Annotated in this window: 16 protein-coding genes; 5 read left to right on the top strand and 11 right to left on the bottom strand. The window is 71.1% G+C overall.

Annotated elements, in window-relative coordinates; genetic code table 11:
- The first annotated feature begins 22 nt into the window (after positions 1 to 22).
- On the top strand, positions 23 to 1,315 hold the full coding sequence (locus OG521_04385) for a DUF2254 domain-containing protein (GenBank protein ID WUW20063.1): 1,293 nt from the start codon (positions 23 to 25) through the stop codon (positions 1,313 to 1,315).
- 52 nt (positions 1,316 to 1,367) lie between these two features.
- Here OG521_04385 and OG521_04380 read toward each other — a convergent pair whose 3' ends face one another.
- The 3 genes from OG521_04380 to OG521_04370 all read right to left on the bottom strand — a co-directional run bounded on the left by OG521_04380 (position 1,368) and on the right by OG521_04370 (position 4,010).
- Positions 1,368 to 1,697 (bottom strand): helix-turn-helix domain-containing protein, encoded by a 330-nt coding sequence (locus OG521_04380; protein WUW20062.1) that lies wholly within the window; start codon positions 1,695 to 1,697, stop codon positions 1,368 to 1,370.
- A 24-nt stretch (positions 1,698 to 1,721) separates the two neighbouring features.
- Entirely contained in the window at positions 1,722 to 1,928 is a 207-nt protein-coding gene (locus tag OG521_04375; GenBank protein WUW20061.1) for a hypothetical protein, read from the bottom strand.
- Positions 1,929 to 2,645: 717 nt separating this feature from the next.
- On the bottom strand, positions 2,646 to 4,010 hold the full coding sequence (locus OG521_04370; protein WUW20060.1) for a glutamate decarboxylase: 1,365 nt from the start codon (positions 4,008 to 4,010) through the stop codon (positions 2,646 to 2,648).
- A gap of 258 nt (positions 4,011 to 4,268) precedes the next feature.
- On the opposite strand from OG521_04370, the gene OG521_04365 reads away from it, so the two are divergent.
- Complete coding sequence (locus OG521_04365) at positions 4,269 to 6,101, top strand: glycoside hydrolase family 15 protein (GenBank protein WUW20059.1); 1,833 nt, start codon at positions 4,269 to 4,271, stop codon at positions 6,099 to 6,101.
- Positions 6,102 to 6,177: 76 nt separating this feature from the next.
- Here the strand turns inward: OG521_04365 and OG521_04360 are convergent, their stop codons facing one another.
- Together OG521_04360 and OG521_04355 are read right to left on the bottom strand one after the other, a co-directional pair.
- On the bottom strand, positions 6,178 to 7,551 hold the full coding sequence (locus tag OG521_04360) for a chloride channel protein (GenBank protein ID WUW20058.1): 1,374 nt from the start codon (positions 7,549 to 7,551) through the stop codon (positions 6,178 to 6,180).
- Positions 7,548 to 7,808: a hypothetical protein gene (locus OG521_04355; protein WUW20057.1), complete on the bottom strand. Its 261-nt coding sequence runs from the start codon at positions 7,806 to 7,808 to the stop codon at positions 7,548 to 7,550. The genes OG521_04360 and OG521_04355 overlap by 4 nt, the downstream gene beginning before the upstream one ends.
- A gap of 748 nt (positions 7,809 to 8,556) precedes the next feature.
- Here OG521_04355 and OG521_04350 point away from each other — a divergent pair.
- Genes OG521_04350 through OG521_04340 form a run of 3 tightly spaced genes read left to right on the top strand, consistent with a single transcriptional unit; the run spans position 8,557 to position 10,063 of the window.
- Positions 8,557 to 8,982 carry an aspartate 1-decarboxylase gene (locus OG521_04350; protein ID WUW20056.1) on the top strand — a complete coding sequence of 142 codons (426 nt, stop codon included), beginning with the start codon at positions 8,557 to 8,559 and terminating at the stop codon, positions 8,980 to 8,982.
- 30 nt (positions 8,983 to 9,012) lie between these two features.
- Positions 9,013 to 9,375: an N-acetyltransferase gene (locus tag OG521_04345; protein WUW20055.1), complete on the top strand. Its 363-nt coding sequence runs from the start codon at positions 9,013 to 9,015 to the stop codon at positions 9,373 to 9,375.
- Positions 9,376 to 9,424: 49 nt separating this feature from the next.
- Positions 9,425 to 10,063 (top strand): arylsulfatase, encoded by a 639-nt coding sequence (locus tag OG521_04340; GenBank protein ID WUW20054.1) that lies wholly within the window; start codon positions 9,425 to 9,427, stop codon positions 10,061 to 10,063.
- A gap of 357 nt (positions 10,064 to 10,420) precedes the next feature.
- Here the strand turns inward: OG521_04340 and OG521_04335 are convergent, their stop codons facing one another.
- From OG521_04335 to OG521_04310, 6 genes are all read right to left on the bottom strand, one after another.
- Positions 10,421 to 10,864 (bottom strand): hypothetical protein, encoded by a 444-nt coding sequence (locus OG521_04335; protein ID WUW20053.1) that lies wholly within the window; start codon positions 10,862 to 10,864, stop codon positions 10,421 to 10,423.
- Positions 10,861 to 11,346, bottom strand: coding sequence for a MarR family transcriptional regulator (locus OG521_04330; GenBank protein WUW20052.1), 486 nt, complete (start codon positions 11,344 to 11,346; stop codon positions 10,861 to 10,863). Before OG521_04330 ends, OG521_04335 begins: the two co-directional genes overlap by 4 nt.
- A gap of 110 nt (positions 11,347 to 11,456) precedes the next feature.
- Complete coding sequence (locus OG521_04325) at positions 11,457 to 12,812, bottom strand: diaminopimelate decarboxylase (GenBank protein ID WUW20051.1); 1,356 nt, start codon at positions 12,810 to 12,812, stop codon at positions 11,457 to 11,459.
- 106 nt (positions 12,813 to 12,918) lie between these two features.
- A complete protein-coding gene (locus OG521_04320) occupies positions 12,919 to 14,550 on the bottom strand; it encodes a helix-turn-helix domain-containing protein (protein WUW20050.1) in 1,632 nt (543 codons plus the stop codon).
- A gap of 43 nt (positions 14,551 to 14,593) precedes the next feature.
- Positions 14,594 to 15,391, bottom strand: a complete 798-nt coding sequence (locus OG521_04315) for a family 1 encapsulin nanocompartment shell protein (protein WUW20049.1) — start codon at positions 15,389 to 15,391, stop codon at positions 14,594 to 14,596.
- Positions 15,391 to 16,461: a Dyp-type peroxidase gene (locus OG521_04310; protein ID WUW20048.1), complete on the bottom strand. Its 1,071-nt coding sequence runs from the start codon at positions 16,459 to 16,461 to the stop codon at positions 15,391 to 15,393. Before OG521_04310 ends, OG521_04315 begins: the two co-directional genes overlap by 1 nt.
- Positions 16,462 to 16,503 lie beyond the last annotated feature (42 nt).

Raw genomic sequence — 16,503 nt, 5'->3', positions numbered from 1 at the left:
TGACGAAGCCACTGTGCGCATCATGATGTCCTGGGCCTCCGCATTCCGGCTGCGGCAGTACGTGAAAGCGAACCTGTGGATCGCACCCTTGTTCGGTCTCCTGCTGGGAGTCGTCCTGGCCGAACTGGCCATCACCGCGGACAGTGCGGACTGGCCACCGAGCGGCTGGCGCTATTCCGCGACGACGGCGAGCGGAGTTCTGAGCTCCATCGTCGGGGCGATGATCGCCCTTCTGGGATTCGTCGTGACCATCGGCGTTCTCGTCATTCAGCAGGCCACCGGAACGTTGTCCCCACGATATATGCGGCTCTGGTACCGGGACCGGTTGCAGAAGACCGTGCTGGCCACCTTCACCGGCACATTCGCCTTCGCCTTCTCCCTGCTGCGCAGCATCGAGGCGAATTCGGTGCCCGACTTCGGGGTCACCCTCGCCGGCATGGCTGTGGCCGTCAGCCTGTTGCTCCTGCTCATCTATCTCAACCGCTTCACGCACAACCTCAGGCCTGTCGCCATCGCCGATCTCGTCGGCCGTATGGGGGAGGACGTCTTCGAGCACGGGGCAGCGGCGGTCAGAGCCTCGGCCCCGCACGGCGGGGAAGCCGCAGTGCGGGACGGTCGCACGACCCTCGTCCGCGCGACTGCGGGCGGGGCCATCCAGGCGCTCCATGCAGGCGGCCTCTCGGCACTCGCCACGCGCCACGACTGCGTGTTCACCGTGCCCCACCTGATCGGTGACTACGTCCCCCGGGGCGCCGTCCTCGTCGAAATCCACGGCGGCAGGTCCACGCCCGACGACGAGCGCGTGACCGACCTCATCGCGCTCGGCCCGGAGCGGACGATCGAACAGGACCCGGCCTTCGCCCTGCGAGTGCTCGTCGACATCGCCATCCGGGCACTTTCGCCCGCCGTCAACGATCCCACCACCGCCGTTCAGGTCCTCAACCACATCGAGTCGTTCCTCACCGTGATCGGCCAGTCCCCGCTCCCCGGCCGGTACGTGCTGACCGGCGACGACGGCAGGCCGCGGCTCGTGCTGCGGGGGAGAGCGTGGGAGGACTACCTCCAGCTCGCAGTCTGCGAGATCCGCGACTACGGGGCTACGTCCGTACAGGTCTGCCGACGGCTGCGCGCGCTGTTCGACGCCCTGCTCGACAGTCTGCCGCCCACTCACCATCCGGCAGTCCTGGCGGAGGCGGACCTCCTGCGTGAGTCGCTGGAACGGGCCTTCCCCGACGCGGCTCGCCGTGCCGTCGCACGGACGGCCGACAGTCAGGGCGTGGGCGGCAGGTTCCGGTCCGACCGGCAGCCGGGGTGACCGGAGCGCCGGACCGCTCGGTCCCGGCCACCGTCCGGGACCGAGCACCCACTCAGTGGGGCTTCACCCAGCCGTGCCGGACGGCGTGACCGCCGAGCTGCATCCGCGTCCGGACTCCGGCGATGTCCATCAGGCGGCGCAGGCGCCGGTGCAGCGTGCGCGGTGAGAGTCCGAGCTGCGTCGCGGCCGTGGGGTCGGTGAGACCAGCCAGCAGCAGGGCGAGAATCTTCCGGTCGAGGTCGGTCGGGCCTTCCGCGCCGAGCTCGACGGTGGGTTCGGATTCCGCGCCGGTGCCCGACAGTTCGAGCGGGTGCGCGGTGCGCCACACGGTCTCGAACAGCGCGTCCAGCAGGCCTCGCGGCAGGTAGCCGTCCAGCCGCATGTTGGCGCTGGCGGAGGCCCACGCCTACACGTTCCAGGTCATACAGCTCTGCCACCGGGAGTTGTACACACCGAAGGACTCGCGCTGGCCGGGCCGGGCCGCCGGAGCGAACCAGTCCAGACGGGTGGTGCTGCCCTTGGCGTACCTGTTGTCGCCCGACACCATCGACCACGGAAGGGCGCCGTCGACGCCCTGGGTGTGGAACTCCCTCCAGACCTGGCCGGGGGTCACCCATTCGGTGCGGGTGCCCTGGTGCCACTCGGCCTCGGGAGGTTGAACGAGGGGCTGAGGGACATGTCGGACGGGTAACCCTCTGCCAACTTGCCGTCCGTGGCCAAGTAGTAGCCGATCCGGGCGAGGTCCTGCTTGGACGGCTTGTACACAAGGGCCCGGTTCGGCACCTGGCCGGGATAGTCCCGGGTCGGGTCGGGTCGTAGACGAACGGCGTGTACTCGGTCTGCTTCGCGGTCAGCTTCAGGACGCCGGCCTCGGTCATCGAGATGAGGGTCCTGCCCGCGTCGCGGTGCACGGTGGCGACCGGGACGAGCGCGGCACCGCGGATGCCCTTCAGCCTGCGGGTCAGTTTGCTGCCGCGGGGGGCCGACGGCTCGACGGCCGAACGGGACTTCGGCTCGTGACGGTGACGACGTCGCCGGTGACCAGGGTGACCTTGTGGGTCGCCGAGGGTCTGGCGGGAACGGTGGGCTTGCTCGGAGCGGCCTGTGCGGGCCCTTGCAGGACTGCGAGCCCGGACGCCAGCAGCGGCACCACGGTGGCGGTCGAGATCAACTGCCAGCGTCTGCGCCGGGAGGCGGAAGACTGAGAGAGGGAGAACATGCCATGGGTCTATCGGCCGCGAACACCTGAGGTGAAGGCCTGGCGACGACAAGTCCACGCCATGGCAAGGACTCGCCAACCGCGACGGCCCGAACCGCTCTGCCGCAGGGGTCAGTAGCCGGTACCGCGCTTGACCTGGTCACGCTCGATCCGGTGGGTCGCGCCCTTGTCGTCCAGAGTGCGGCACGCGTCGGCGATGTCCTGGCCCAGGCGATCGATCTGCTCGCGGCTCAGGGTCTCCTTGACCAGAGCGCGCATGATCTTCACCCGCTCCGCGTTTGGCGGGAGTGTGTATGCCGGCACCATCCAGCCGCGCTCGGCCGCGAGTTGCCAGGCGACGTCCGACTCGTCGTAGGAATGCTTGCCGGAGAGGCGGAAAGCAACCAGAGGCAACTGCTCAAGGTCACTGCCGATCACCTCGAAGCGGCCGCTGTCGCGCAGGTTGTCCGCCAATGCGTGGGCGTTCTCCTGCATCAACTTCATGACATAGGTGTAGCCCTGGCGGCCGAGCCGCACGAAGTTGTAATACTGCGCGAGCACCATCGCCGAGCCGGTGGAGAAGTTCAGGGTGAACGTCGAGTCCGTCTTGCCCAGGTAGTTCTCGTAGAACACCAGCTTCTCGGCCAGGTCGGCCTCCTCGCGGAAGATCAACCAACCGATTCCGGGATACACCAGGCCGTACTTGTGTCCCGAGACATTGATCGAACGGACCTGCTCGAGCTGGAAGTCCCATTTCGATTCCGGGTACAGGAAGGGCCACACGAACGCGCCGCTGGCGCCGTCCACGTGGATCGGGATATCGAGGTCCCGCTCCTTGCGGATCTCGCGCAGGAGTTTGTCGATCCCGACGACATCGTCCTTGTGACCGGTGAAAGTGGTGCCGAGGACGGCGACGACGCCGATCGTGTTCTCGTCGACGAGGGGCTCCACATCCTCCGGGCCGATCGTGTACTTGCCCTCGGCGAGCGGCATGATCCGCGGCTCGACATCGAAGTAGCGGCAGAACTTCTCCCACACGACGTGGACGTCCCCGCCGAAGACCAGGTTGGGGCGGTCGGCCGGGAGACTGGCCGCCTCGCGGCGCTCGCGCCACTTCCACTTCAGCGACAGCGCCCCGAGCATGATCGCTTCCGAGGAGCCCTGGGTCCGGCATCCGGTCGTCTTGCCGGGTGCGTGGAAGAGGTCGGCGAGCATGCGTACGCAACGCTGCTCGATCTCGGCGGAAATGGGGTATTCGGCGTGGTCGATAAAATTGCGGTGGAGGTTCTCGGCGATGAGCCGCTGAGCCTCCGGTTCCATCCAGGTGGTGACAAAAGTGGCGAGGTTGCGTTGTGGGTCGCCCTCCATGGCGAGATCCACATCGACGAGCCTCATCGCATCCGTCGCGGCCATGCCGTTCTCGGGGAAGGTGTCCGAGGGGGCGGGTGCGGTCAGAAACCGATTGCCGAAGAGGGCCGCGTCGTCGCGCATAGTCATGCGGCGATTCAAACAGTTCGGGTGCTTGCCTCCGGCAGGGACACGCCGACGTGCGCGGCGGGGTCATGATCGCGCACGTGGCCGCGCATCAAAGCCATTTGGAGAAATTCACCAGGAATAGGAGCGCAAGGGCGGCAGGGGTCGAGAGCAGGGTGGTAGCGCATGGGGTCCGTGGTGCTACCGGGAGTTACTTCTACGGCAGGACGCGACGTCTTCATTGGCCTAGGCTTTTTAATCGGGGTCGAAAGGGGAGTCAAGATGGATGAATACCCCCTGATCGAGAACCATGGTCTGATCGGTGATCTGCAGACCGCGGCTCTCGTCTCCACCGATGCGACGATCGACTGGTTCTGCTGTCCGCGCTTCGATTCCCCCAGCGTCTTCGGTGCTCTCCTCGACCGACAGCGGGGCGGACACTTCACCGTCAGGCCGGCCGCGGACACCTACACCACCAAACAGCTCTACCACCCGGACACCGCCGTGCTGGTGACGCGGTTCATGACCGAGGCCGGAGCAGGTGAGGTGGTCGACTTCATGCCGGTGACCGGCACGACGGCGACCGACCGGCACCGGCTGGTGCGGATGCTGCGCTGTGTCCGGGGCAGCATGACCTTCGAGGGGGAGATCGCCCCCCGCTTCGACTACGGCCGCCAGCCGCACGAGTTGCACATCACGGAGCACGGGGCCCTGTTCACCTCGCAGGACCTGAACCTCGCCGTGCATGTCGTCCGTGAGCCGCAGGACGAGCGGCTGCTGAACATCCTCTCGGGCGACAACGACCTGCGCTTCAGTCTGGACCTGCAAGCGGGACAACAGCGTGGCCTGGTCATGGAGTCGGCCCCCGGCGGGCCGCCGCACGAAGTCGGCGGCGCGGAGTTCGAGCAGCTTTTCGACGGGACGGTCCAGTTCTGGCGCTCGTGGCTCAGCCAGTCGACCTACACAGGCCGTTGGCGGGAAGCAGTCGAGCGTTCAGCCGTGACCCTGAAGCTCATGACCTACGCGCCGACCGGCGCCCTGGTCGCCGCCCCGACCACGGCTCTGCCGGAGCAGCTGGGGGGAGAGCGTAACTGGGACTACCGGTTCACCTGGATCCGTGACGCGTCCTTCTCGGTGTACGCCCTGCTGGGCATGGGTTTCAAGGAAGAGGCGGCGGCGTTCAACAGCTGGTTGCACGATCGCGTGAAGGAAGAGGCCGGCCAAGGGGACGGGGCCGGGCCGCTGAACATCATGTACCGCGTCGACGGCTCGTCCGACATGGTCGAGGAGACCCTGGAGCACTGGGAGGGGTACTGCGGCTCCGCCCCGGTCCGCATCGGCAACGGAGCGGCGACCCAGCGGCAACTGGACATCTACGGTGAGGCGCTCGACAGCATCTACTTCGCGCACCAGCACGGCATGCACCTCGACCACCGGGGCTGGACCGCGCTGCACACGCTTCTCGACTGGCTGGTCGACCACTGGGACCAGCCAGGAGAAGGGCTCTGGGAGACCCGTGGCGGCCGCAAGGACTTCACCTACGGCCGCGTGATGTCCTGGGTCGCCTTCGACCGCGCCATTCGGATCGCCTACGACGACGGCCGCCCCGCCGCCCGCGGCCGCTGGGTGGACGCGCGGGACAAGATCTACGCGCAGGTGCTCAGCCGGGGCTGGGACCCGAAGAGGCAGGCCTTCGTGCAGCATTACGGCGACGACGTGCTCGACTCGTCGCTGCTGCGGATGCCGACGGTCGGCTTCATCACGCCCGATGACCCGATGTGGAAGTCCACCCTGGACGCGATGGAGCACGAGCTGGTCAGCGACAGCCTGGTCTACCGCTACAACCCCGAGGCGTCACCCGACGGGTTGCGGGGTTCCGAGGGCACCTTCTCGCTGTGTACGTTCATGTACGTCGACGCCCTGGCGCGGGCCGGACGCGTCGATCAGGCCCGGCTGGTACTGGAGAAGATGCTCACCTACGCCAACCACCTGGGCCTGTACTCCGAGGAGATCGGCCTGACGGGGCGGCAGCTGGGCAACTTCCCGCAGGCCTTCACGCACTTGGCCCTGATCGACGCGGCGATCACCCTGGACGCGAAACTCGACCGGGCGTGAACGGGCTGGACACAGGAAGTCCGTTGGGGGAGAGGCTGTCATCGGGCCGTAAGCCCCACTCATCGCCCCTGGCAGCTCACCCGCCCGGCGATGGGGATGCCTCCTGCCCGGTGGCGGGCGCGGCTGCCGGTTGTGGGGTCAGCCTGAGTGTGAGGACGTAGGAGACCACGACCGCCACGATCACCAGCGGCATGACAGTGAGCCCGTCCTTGCCCAGGAGCAGGGTGGCCAGCAACACGGAGACCATGGGGAACTTGAGCATCGCGGCGGTCATCGCACCCACCCCCATCGCGATCCCGGCGGTCACACCGAGCCCGGGCAGATGGGAGAGCGCGATGCCACCGGCGGCGCCGACGAACATGGCGGGGAACACCGGGCCGCCTCGGAAGGCAGACATGGAGACGCAATACGCCACCGCCTTGCACACGGTGAGCACCACGAGGGTGCCTGCCGAATACTGCGCGCTCGTGGCGAGGAGGGGGCCGAGTGCGCTCTGCCCCGAGTACAGGACTCCCGATGCCGCGTGGCCGGTCCACTCGGCGTAGCCGAAGGCGATCAGACCGACCACGACGCCGGCGAGCACGGTGGCCGGCAGCCGGCGCGGGGTGACGAGTCCCAGCAGGAGGAGGGCGAGCCACCGGATTCCGACGCCGAGCAGAGCGGCTGCCACCCCGATCAGCAGAGCCCAGCCGAACCCGGCAGCATCCGGTGCGGAGGCGTGCGGGACGTCCGGCAGGGTCAGGGAGTAGGTGCCCAACCCCGTCCAGGAGCCCAGGCCCGTGAAGATGAGCGCGCCGATGCCGGAGGCGAGCAGTCCCGGTACCAGGACCACACCGAGCATCAGCCCCGCCACGCCGGTCATCTCCATGAGCAGGAACGCTCCGAGCAGCGGCGAGCCGAGCAGGGTGCTGATCGCGGCGAAGCTCCCGGACGCTCCCACGAGAGCGGTCGCCTGCTTCGGGAACGGTTTCCGCACCAGCCGAAGGGCGGCCACGGCCAGCCCGCTGCCCAGGGCGATGAGCGGGGCCTCCGGCCCGATGACCGCTCCGAGGCCCAGGGAGGCCACCGCGGCAAGCGCCACGCCGGGCACATTGACCGTCGGGGTGGGACCGGACGCAACGAATCCGTGGGCCGGTTCGTGTCCGCCGCCGCCGGGGAGATACCGGATGATCGGGCCGACGAGGAGCCCGGCCACGGCGAGCAGCGGCACCGGCCACCAGCTCGGCGTGTCGTGGAAGCCCAGAGCCTTGGGCAGGTCCGTGTAGGTCAGTGTCTGGAGCTTGTTGACCAGTGCGAGAAAGCCGAAGGCCGCCGCCGAGATCGGGACGCCCAGCACCGCGGCGATCAGGAGCAGCACCACGTACCCGCGGCTGCGGACGACCGTGAGCGGGTCCGCGGCGGCTGCCGGGTCCTTGCTTTCGGCCTCGGCCGGACGCCTGGGGGCGGTCACGCCGCCGCCTTCACGGTCCGCGCCCGCAGCAAGGACTCACCCGTTCGGCCTCGGCCGACCGGTACGCGCTCCGGGATCCGGCGCGCGTACCGGACCGCTGGACCGGCCGAGGGGCTCGGCAGGTCCTTCGCCCCCTCGTGGGTCATGTGACGTGCCAGCGGAAGGCGGTGACGGGCCGCCTTCCCGCCCACCGCCCGCCCCTCCTCGGGAACGGCGTGCACCGTCGGCCGCGGGACGGGGCCCGGCTTCTCGGACATGGCGGCCCTCCTGGCCGATTCGGACGGCTCCGTGGCCGCCTGCGGGATCCGGCGGTTACCGGGGATGGTCAGGGCACACGGCACGGCCTCCTGCCTCTCCTGAACGGTCACGCATGTGCGCCCTCAGGACCGATCATGGCGACCGGGGGACGATTCGGCACCTGCACACATGCGAAGCATCAGCGGCCGTGGTGGTGACTCGGCCTCCCCAGCCTCTGGCAGCACGAAGTCCACCAGATCCCTGGCAGTACCGCCCGCATCACGCATGGCCGGGAATCTGGCACCACTCGCCCGGAACTGCGAATACTTCAGCGGTAGTTCGGTCAACACGACGATCCGCGGCTATGTTGCCGTGCGGCTTCGGCCCCTCGCATTCCTGTTGAACCATTGGTGGCTCCTCCTGGAGGGGGCGAGGGGCTTGGGTCGGCTGACCCAAGATGGTCGCAGTCCGGATCCCCTGTGACCGCCCTCGCTCCTGCCTCGGCCCGGACCGCCGGAGTGACGGTGATCACGGACACCCTTCGGAGGCTGCTGCGTAGGCTTGTGCAGTCGTCGCGGTGAAGTCCAGGAGGGATGGCGAAGCTCTCCAGCAAAGCCTGACTGCGCGTCGGAAGAGTCAGCGATTGGTCAGCATCAGTCCTCGGAACCCCAGCGAAAGCTGACCGGACATGCGACTCGTTGTAAGGTAAGGAAAATGCACTTGACCTGCAAGAATGCAGGCAGGGAGCCTGCTTACGGGAGTGCCTCGATGTTGCGCACCATGTTCAAGTCCAAGATCCACCGTGCCACCGTGACCCAGGCCGACCTGCACTACGTCGGGTCCGTCACGGTCGACGCCGCGCTGATGGAGGCCGCCGACCTGCTGCCCGGCGAGCTCGTCCACATCGTCGACATCGACAACGGCGCCCGCCTGGAGACGTACGTCATCGAGGGCGAGCGCGGCTCCGGCGTCATCGGGATCAACGGCGCCGCCGCCCACCTCGTGCACCCCGGGGACCTGGTCATCCTGATCAGCTACGCGCAGGTCGACGACGCCGAGGCGCGCGGGCTGGTTCCGCGTATCGTCCATGTCGACGCGGGCAACCGGATCGTCGAGCTCGGTGCCGACGCCTCCGCGCCCGTGCCGGGGACCGACACCGAGCGCAGTCCGCACGCCGTACCCGCGGCGCGCTGACGCGCCCCACTCAGCGAGGGAGCGACCGCCATGGCAGAGCAGAGCGGACAGACCGGGCCCGATATCCGTGACGACCGGGCGGCGGGCAGGCTGCTCGCGTCCGTGGACGGCGAAGCGGCCGGCGTCATCGACTACTTCGTGATGGACGGGACGCCCGCCGCGCTCGTCGCCGTGCACACCGTCGTCGAGCCGGGACACGAGGGCAAGGGCATCGGCGGCGCCCTGGTCAGGGAGTTCTACGCCCTCGCGGCCCGGGACGGCGTGCCCGTCGTCCCGCTCTGCCCGTACGCCGCGAAGTGGGCGTCGCGCCACCCCGACAAGGCACCCGAGGCCCCGGCGGAACTGGTCGAGCGGGCGAAGGAGCAGCTCGCCTCCCACCCCGAGCTCTACTGAGGCACCGCCCCCGGCGGACGGGAGCGGAGGCGCCGGTAGCGTGAGGCGGATGAGCCTCGCACTCCTGCACACCTCCCCGGCCCACGTCCCCGTGTTCGACGCCCTGCGCGACGCCCACCACCCGGGGCTCGTCCTGCGCCACCTCGTGCACAAGGACCTCCTCGACCGGGCGGGGGAGTCCGGGCCGGAAACGGTGGCGGCCGACGTCGAGGCGCTGGTCGCCGACGCCGTCGCCGAGGGGGCCGCGGCCGTGCTCTGCACCTGTTCGACGCTCGGCGGGGTCGCCGAGTCCGTCGGTGTCCGGCTCGGCGTCCCGGTCCTGCGCGTCGACCGGCCGATGGCGGCCGCGGCGGTCCGTGCCGGACGGGTCACGGTCCTGGCGGCCCACCACGCCACCCTTCAGCCGACCCGCGCCCTGCTCGTCCAGGAGGCCGAGCGGGCGGGGGAGCGGGACGTGGACGTGCGCACCGTCCTGGTCGACGGGGCGTGGGAGCGCTTCGAGGCCGGGGACCACGACGGCTACCTGGAGCGGATCGCGGCCGCCGCCGACGCCGTGACGGACGCCGACGTCATCGTGCTGGCCCAGGTCTCCATGGCGGGCGCGGCAGCCCGTACGACCACCCGGATCCCCGTCCTGTCCAGCCCGCGGCCGGGTCTGGACGCCGCGAGGGCCGCGGCCGCACGCTGAGCCGGTCGGAGCATCCGCAGCCCGAACGTATGGACTCGCCGGGCGCGGGCAGCCGCTCCGGGAGACGGTGGAAGAGATCCACCCCCGACCGATCGGAGGCCCCAGATGACCCATCCGTTCCCCGACCCCGTACCGCCGGCGCCCACCCCCGGTCCGATCCCGGGGCCGCCCCAGCCGCTGCCGGAGCCGACACCGGTTCCGCCCGGCCCGGGACCGACGCCGCCGGGGCCCACGCCGCCCGGTCCGGCGCCCGACCCGATCCCGCAGCCGCCCGCGCCGAACCCCGAGCCGGTGCCGCCGCCCGAGCCGGAACCCTCACCGGTCGGCTGACCGCACCGCTGCCGGCCGCCGAAGGGCTCAGCCCTCGGCCAGCACGGCGTTGGCGCGCGCCGTGACCTCGGTCAGCACCCGGCCGGCCGTCACCAGGTCCTCGGCCGGCAGGTCCGCGTACAGCCGGGCGGTGATCCCGGCGATCCCGGACCGCTGCGCGCCGTGCGCCTCCTTGCCCGCGGCCGTCAGGACCAGCCGCGCCCCATCGGCCGGCCGCTGCTCCAGCAGTCCCTGCGCGACCAGTTCGGACAGGGCCGCTCCGACGGTCGTGGGGTCGGTCTTCAGGGTGGAGGTCATCCGCTCGACCAGCCGGTCGCGCTCGATGCCCCCGTCGCTGTCCGCCGCCGCGTTGAGCGCGACGGACTGGTGGAAGGTGGCGCCGGTCTCCGCCAGCAGCCGTTCCAGGACGGCGCGCGTGGCGTAGTGGGCCTGGCCGATGATCTGTCCGTTGACGGTCGGTGCGGTGCTCATGATGACTCCTCGGTGGACGAAGCGGAGACTGCGGGAACCGGCACATCGAGCAGTGCCGTGAGTGTCTGGGTGAAGGCCTCGGTGCCCGGGCCGTCCAGGCCGCCCAGGGGTGTGAGCAGCCCGTCGACGAGTTCGCGCACCACGTCGACCGCGCGGCCGGCGACCGCGAGGCCCTCGTCGGTCAGGGAGAGCCGGACGGCGCGGGTGTCCGCGGGGTCGGTGGCCCGCTCGACGAGGCCGGCCGCCTCCAGGCTGCGCGCCAGCTTCGAGACGTAGAGCGCTTCGAGCCCGGTGTGGTCGGCCAGGGCGCGCTGGCTGGGCCGCAGCCCCGACCGCTGCATTCCCAGCAGCGACCCCAGTACGGAGTACTGCGCGTGCGTCAGCCCGAGCGGCCCCAGTGCCCGGTCCATGGCCACCCGCCACTTCATCGACAGGCGCCAGACCAGGAAGCCGGGGGTCGGACCCTCAGGTGCGTTGCTCATGACCGATACAGTACATGGCTACTATGTACATGGCTACTAAATTGGGAGGGCGTGAACGTGACCGTTTCCCGACCGCGCGGCGGGCCGGTGGCGGTCGTCTCCCGTACGGCTCAGGAAGGAAAGTGGAGCAGCGCGTCCGCGTGGGCCAGACCGCTCTCCGCCGAGATCGAGTCCAGCGACTGGGCGTCGCGCACCGCGGCGAAACGGACCGAGGGCCCGTCCGGACCCGCCTCCGTGCGGAATCCGTACACCGCGGGCCGCGGCAGACTGTTGTAGGCCCATGGCGTGGAGAAGTAGTACGCGCCGGTGTCGTACAGCACCACGTAGTCGCCCTCCCGCAGTTCGGGCAGCTCCCTGGCGTGCGCGACGACGTCCCCGGCGAAGCAGCACGGGCCCGCGATGTCCTGCACGAGCGACGGTCCGGCCTTCGGTCGCCCGTCGGAGCCGAACGCGCCGACCCGCAGCGGCCAGGCGTCCGGCATGAAGACGGTACGGGTGGCGGTCTGGGCACCCGCGTGCGTGAGCGCGATCCGGCGGCCCCCGGCGTCCTTCGTGTACTCCACCAGCGCGCCGATGAAACCGTTCTTGGCCAGCAGCGACCTGCCGAACTCGGTGACGAGTTCGTACCGCCCGTCGAACAGCCCCGGCACCGCCGCGCGCAGGGCCGCCGCATAGGCGGCGAAGGTGGGCCGGACCTCGTCGTCGGCGAAGTTGACCGGGAGGCCGCCGCCGATGTCGAGTCCGGTGATCTGCCGGCGGCCGAGCAGGGTGTTGATCTCCTCGGCCAGCCGGTACGTCTCGCCGATGCCCGCCGCGATCAGCTCCAGGGAGCAGCCCTGCGAACCGACGTGGGCGTGCAGCCGGGTCAGCCACGGGTGCGCCGCGAACGCCTCGACGACCCGCTCGCGCGCGCCGGGATCGCGCAGCGCCACGCCGAACTTGGAGGTGGCCGTCGCCGTGCTCATCGCACCGATGGACCCGCCGCCCACCTGGGGGTTGACCCGGAGCCCGACGACGGACGCCGCGTTCGAGGGCCGCAGCGAGGCGATCCGGTCCACCTCGTCGAGGTTGTCGGCGTTGAGCGCCACCCCGAGCGCCAGCGCCCGGCGGATCTCCTCACGCGTCTTGGCGGGGGAGTCGAGGACGATCCGGGACGGCGCGAACCCGGCGTCGAGCGCGATCCGCAGCTCGCCCGGGCTCGCCACCTCGCAGCCCATGCCGCACTCCGCCAGGAGCCGCAGCACGGGCACGAGCGACGCCGCCTTCGCGGCGAACGTGTGGAGCACCCCGGGCACCCCCGCGAACGCCTCGTGGAGTGCGGCGACGGAGTCGCGTACCCCGTCCGTGTCCACGAACCCGGCGACCGGGCCGGACTCACCGAGCAGACCGGTCGCGACGGCGTGGCGGACCGCGGCCGCGACACGCACGGAGGAGGAAGGGGCGCAGGGGAACGGGGAAAGGCTCATGGAGTCAGCGTCGGACATGGTCGCCCCACAGGTCTCTGTCCGGCAGGACAACATCGGTGCAGGCCCTTGTCCGGGCGGCCAACGGACCGCACGGAGCAGGGTCAACCTATCCGGTGAGGCGGACGGCGAGCGTGATCAGCAGCCGGGTGTCGGGGTCGTCCAGGTCCACCCCGAACCGCTCCCGGACGCGCCGCAGCCGGTACCGCAGCGTGTTGGGATGCACCATGAGCCGGGCCGCCGCCCGGGCCACGTCGCCCGACGCGTCGAGGTAGGCGGACAGGGTACGGACCAGCTCACCGCCCGCCGCCAGATCGGCCCGCACCAGCTCGTGCACCGGCCCGCCGCCCGCCTCCCACACCGGCCGGACCGCGTCCAGCACCCGCACGACATCCAGCGAAGGGCCGACAGCCGCAGCGTCCGCGTACCGGTCGGGACCGGCCCCGTCCGCACGGGCCGCCCGTTCCCGCAGTACCCGTACGATCAGCGCGGCCTCCTCGCACGAGGCCCGCACCCGCAGCGCGGTGGCCGCCACCGGACCGGCACCCGCCAGCACCGGTACGCCGCCGGGCAGCGACGGGGCGAGTGTCGCGAGCTCCCTGGCCAGGCCCAGCGCGTCCCGCTCCCGGCCCACGCCGACGGGCAGCAGCGCGAACAGCCGGTCACCGTCGCGCAGCACCTGCACCGAGGGCCGGTACGACACGGCGTGCAGCGCGAGGACATCGAGCGTGCGGTCGCCCGCCGGCGCCGCGGCGTCGCGGTCGACGACCACCACCGCACAGGCCGCGTCGGGTGACAGCCCCAGCGACCAGGCATGGGTGCGGGCGTCCCCGTCCCCGTCCAGCAGACCGCGCAGCGCGAGCTCCCGGCGCCGCACCGCCCCGCTCTCGCGCAGCCGGTGCCGGACCAGGAGGGGCGCGGCGACCTCCGCCGCCCGGCGCAGCGCGCCCGATGCGTGCGGGGACAGGGCGCGCCCGTCCGCGGCGGCCCAGATGGAGCCGAGCACCTCGGGGCCGCTGCGGACCGCGATGATCAGGCGTTCGGGGCCGTCGGCGTCCGCGGCGCGGTGGATCACGTCCCGGGACGTCCACAGGAGCCGCAGCATCCCGCTCCGGCGCAGCTCGGCGACCCGCCACCGCGGCACCCGGCCGCCCAGGATCGTCGACCGGCGCAGCCCGTCCGCCTCCGGCCCGGTGGCGGAGTGGGCCAGCACCCGGAACCGGGTGTCCTCGATGGTGATCGAGCCGCCGGTGTCCGCGGCGACGGCGTCGGCGAGCGCGGTCAGGCTCTCCGCACCGCTCGCCGCGATGCCCGGCGCCCCGTCGTCGAGGCCCGCCCGCGCGCACACCAGCGCCGATCGCAACAGGGCGGCGGTGTCCGCCCAGGTGGCCCACTCGGCACGCGTCAGCAGGGCGATGCCCGTCTCCTCGGCGGCGGCCAGCACCTCCGGCGCCGTGGCCACCCCCGGCGTGTCGCGCAGCACCACCCCCGACGCGCCGTGCCGGGCGGCCTCGCGCACCGCGTCGGCGGCCCCGGCGGAGGCCGCCGGGGCACCGACGACCAGCACCAGACACCCGTCGAGCGGCTGCGCGGCGCCCTCGTCACCGACCGCCACACCCCGTACCCCGGCATCGGGGCCGGCCGGGACCAGCACGGCCCGCAAGGTTCCGCTGTCGTCGAAGGCCAGGACCTCGCGCAGCGCGATCGCGGGCTCCGGCGAGTGGGGCGTACTGCTCGTCATGGCAGCCGAGCATACGAGCGCACGGCCGGGGAACCGCCGCCGGTCAGGCGATGATCGGGACGACCGCCTCGGGGGTCAGCATCCGGAAGGTGAACGACTGGTGGAAGTACAGCCGGATGTCGGTCGCGTCGTGGTCCAGGTATCCGATGGACAGGTCCTCGCCCAGGCACAGCTCGAAGTCGCCGCCCCGGGTGGACAGCAGCACCCCGCCCGCGACAGCGGGCGCCCACAGGATCTGGTCGTCCAGCAGCCGGGCCAGATGCGTGGAGACGGGATATCCGTGGTCGGACGTCTCGGTCGCCTCCGTGAACGCGTCCGCTCCCAGCAGCAGCCGGTACGGTCCGTCGACACCGGCGAGCCGCAGCCGGGTCAGCGCCTGGCTCACCGTCGCCGGATAGTCGCGGGCATCGGCGGGCAACGGCAGCGGTGTGTGCGAGGAACCGTCCCGCAGCCCGGCGATCCCGGCCGCGGCGTAGCCGTCGATGATCGCCATGTCCTCGGCGAACGCACAGGTGCGGGCCGCGTCCTTGACGGGCTGCCAGTCACTGTCGTCCGAGCCGCGCTCGACGTCGTCGACGGCCGCCCGCGTCACGCTGAACGGCACCCGCCACTCGATGACCGGCATCGACGTACGGGCCCGGGCGAGGACGTCGGGGGTGGGCGGATCGATGTCCCGCAGATGCCCGTCGCCGACCGCCGCCAGCTGCGGACCCTCCGGACCGCTGACGTCGACGACGCGGCGCCCGGCGAGATGACGGCTGAAGGTGCGCCGGGCCTCCTCTTCGATCTGGTCCCAGGCGGCCTGGGTGACAGGGGCGAGTTCGCGGTGGAGGTTGTTCATCACTGGACGCTTTCTTGCAGGCTGCCGATGCGCAGCGAACCGTCCCGGGCCACCGGCGTGACCACGGCCCCGGCCACCGGCGCGGACGCCGGCTCCGGCCGGGGAGCGGCCGCGACGGAGGCGGGCGACGGGGGCGGTGCGCCGAGGAAGTCGGCGCCGGGGGCGTGGAAGAGCGTGCCGGTGACCGCGGTCGAGAAGTCGAGGATGCGGTCGTGGGTGCCGGGAGGATCACCGAGGAACATGTTGCGGAGCATCCGTTCGGTGACGTCGGGGTCGGCGGCGTACCCGATGAAGTACGTACCGAACTCGCCCTGCCCGAAGTTCCCGAACGGCATGTTGGCACGCAGGATGTCGCGCTCCGTGCCGTCCGGATCGGTGATGGTGTTCAGCGCGACGTGCGAGTCGGCGGGCTTGACGTCGTCGGCGAGCTCGATGTCCGTGAGCTTGGTCCGCCCGATCACCCGCTCCTGCTCCTCGGTCGACAAGGTGTTCCACGAGGTGAGGTCGTGCAGGTACTTCTGTACGACGACATAGCTGCCGCCCGCGAAATCCGGGTCCTCGTCCCCCACCAGGGCCGCCGAGCGGGCCTCGTCGCCCACCGGGTTCTCGGTACCGTCGACGAACCCGAGCAGATCCCTGTGGTCGAGGTACCGGAACCCGTGCGTCTCGTCGACGACCTTCACCGCGGCGCCCAGCCGGTCCAGCAGCTGCGACGCCCACTCCCAGCACACGTCCATCCGCTCGGCCCGGATGTGGAACAGCAGGTCGCCCGGGGTCGCGGGGGCGTGATGCCGGGGCCCGCGCAACTCCTGGAACGGGTGCAGCGAGGCCGGCCGCGGGCCGGAGAACAGCCGGTCCCAGGCGGCGGAGCCGAACCCGGTCACACAGACCAGTCCGGCATCCGGGAAGCGGAACCCGATGGAGCGGGCGAACGCCGCCAGGTCCGGCAGCGCCTCACGGACGGCCGGTTCACCGCCTGGCTCGATCGTGGCGACCAGGATCAGGGCCGCACTGGTCAGCGGCGCGACGACGGGCTGCGCCGCGGCCCGCTCCTCGGTGGTCTCGGGCATGCGGCGGCTCCATGAGCTGGCTCGGCGGTACGGCACGGTGGC

Source organism: Streptomyces sp. NBC_01463, from assembly GCA_036227345.1.
Lineage (GTDB): Bacteria > Actinomycetota > Actinomycetes > Streptomycetales > Streptomycetaceae > Streptomyces.
This window is presented reverse-complemented; position numbering and strand designations above follow the sequence as displayed.

Coding starts and splice junctions, on each gene's coding strand:
- OG521_04315 (WUW20049.1), bottom strand. CDS start 15,391: ATGAACAACCTCCACCGCGAACTCGCCCCTGTCACCCAGGCCGCCTGG.
- OG521_04340 (WUW20054.1), top strand. CDS start 9,425: ATGAGCCTCGCACTCCTGCACACCTCCCCGGCCCACGTCCCCGTGTTC.
- OG521_04385 (WUW20063.1), top strand. CDS start 23: ATGATGTCCTGGGCCTCCGCATTCCGGCTGCGGCAGTACGTGAAAGCG.
- OG521_04370 (WUW20060.1), bottom strand. CDS start 4,010: ATGACTATGCGCGACGACGCGGCCCTCTTCGGCAATCGGTTTCTGACC.
- OG521_04345 (WUW20055.1), top strand. CDS start 9,013: ATGGCAGAGCAGAGCGGACAGACCGGGCCCGATATCCGTGACGACCGG.
- OG521_04350 (WUW20056.1), top strand. CDS start 8,557: ATGTTGCGCACCATGTTCAAGTCCAAGATCCACCGTGCCACCGTGACC.
- OG521_04310 (WUW20048.1), bottom strand. CDS start 16,461: ATGCCCGAGACCACCGAGGAGCGGGCCGCGGCGCAGCCCGTCGTCGCG.
- OG521_04335 (WUW20053.1), bottom strand. CDS start 10,864: ATGAGCACCGCACCGACCGTCAACGGACAGATCATCGGCCAGGCCCAC.
- OG521_04355 (WUW20057.1), bottom strand. CDS start 7,808: ATGTCCGAGAAGCCGGGCCCCGTCCCGCGGCCGACGGTGCACGCCGTT.
- OG521_04365 (WUW20059.1), top strand. CDS start 4,269: ATGGATGAATACCCCCTGATCGAGAACCATGGTCTGATCGGTGATCTG.
- OG521_04320 (WUW20050.1), bottom strand. CDS start 14,550: ATGACGAGCAGTACGCCCCACTCGCCGGAGCCCGCGATCGCGCTGCGC.
- OG521_04325 (WUW20051.1), bottom strand. CDS start 12,812: ATGAGCCTTTCCCCGTTCCCCTGCGCCCCTTCCTCCTCCGTGCGTGTC.
- OG521_04380 (WUW20062.1), bottom strand. CDS start 1,697: ATGCGGCTGGACGGCTACCTGCCGCGAGGCCTGCTGGACGCGCTGTTC.
- OG521_04330 (WUW20052.1), bottom strand. CDS start 11,346: ATGAGCAACGCACCTGAGGGTCCGACCCCCGGCTTCCTGGTCTGGCGC.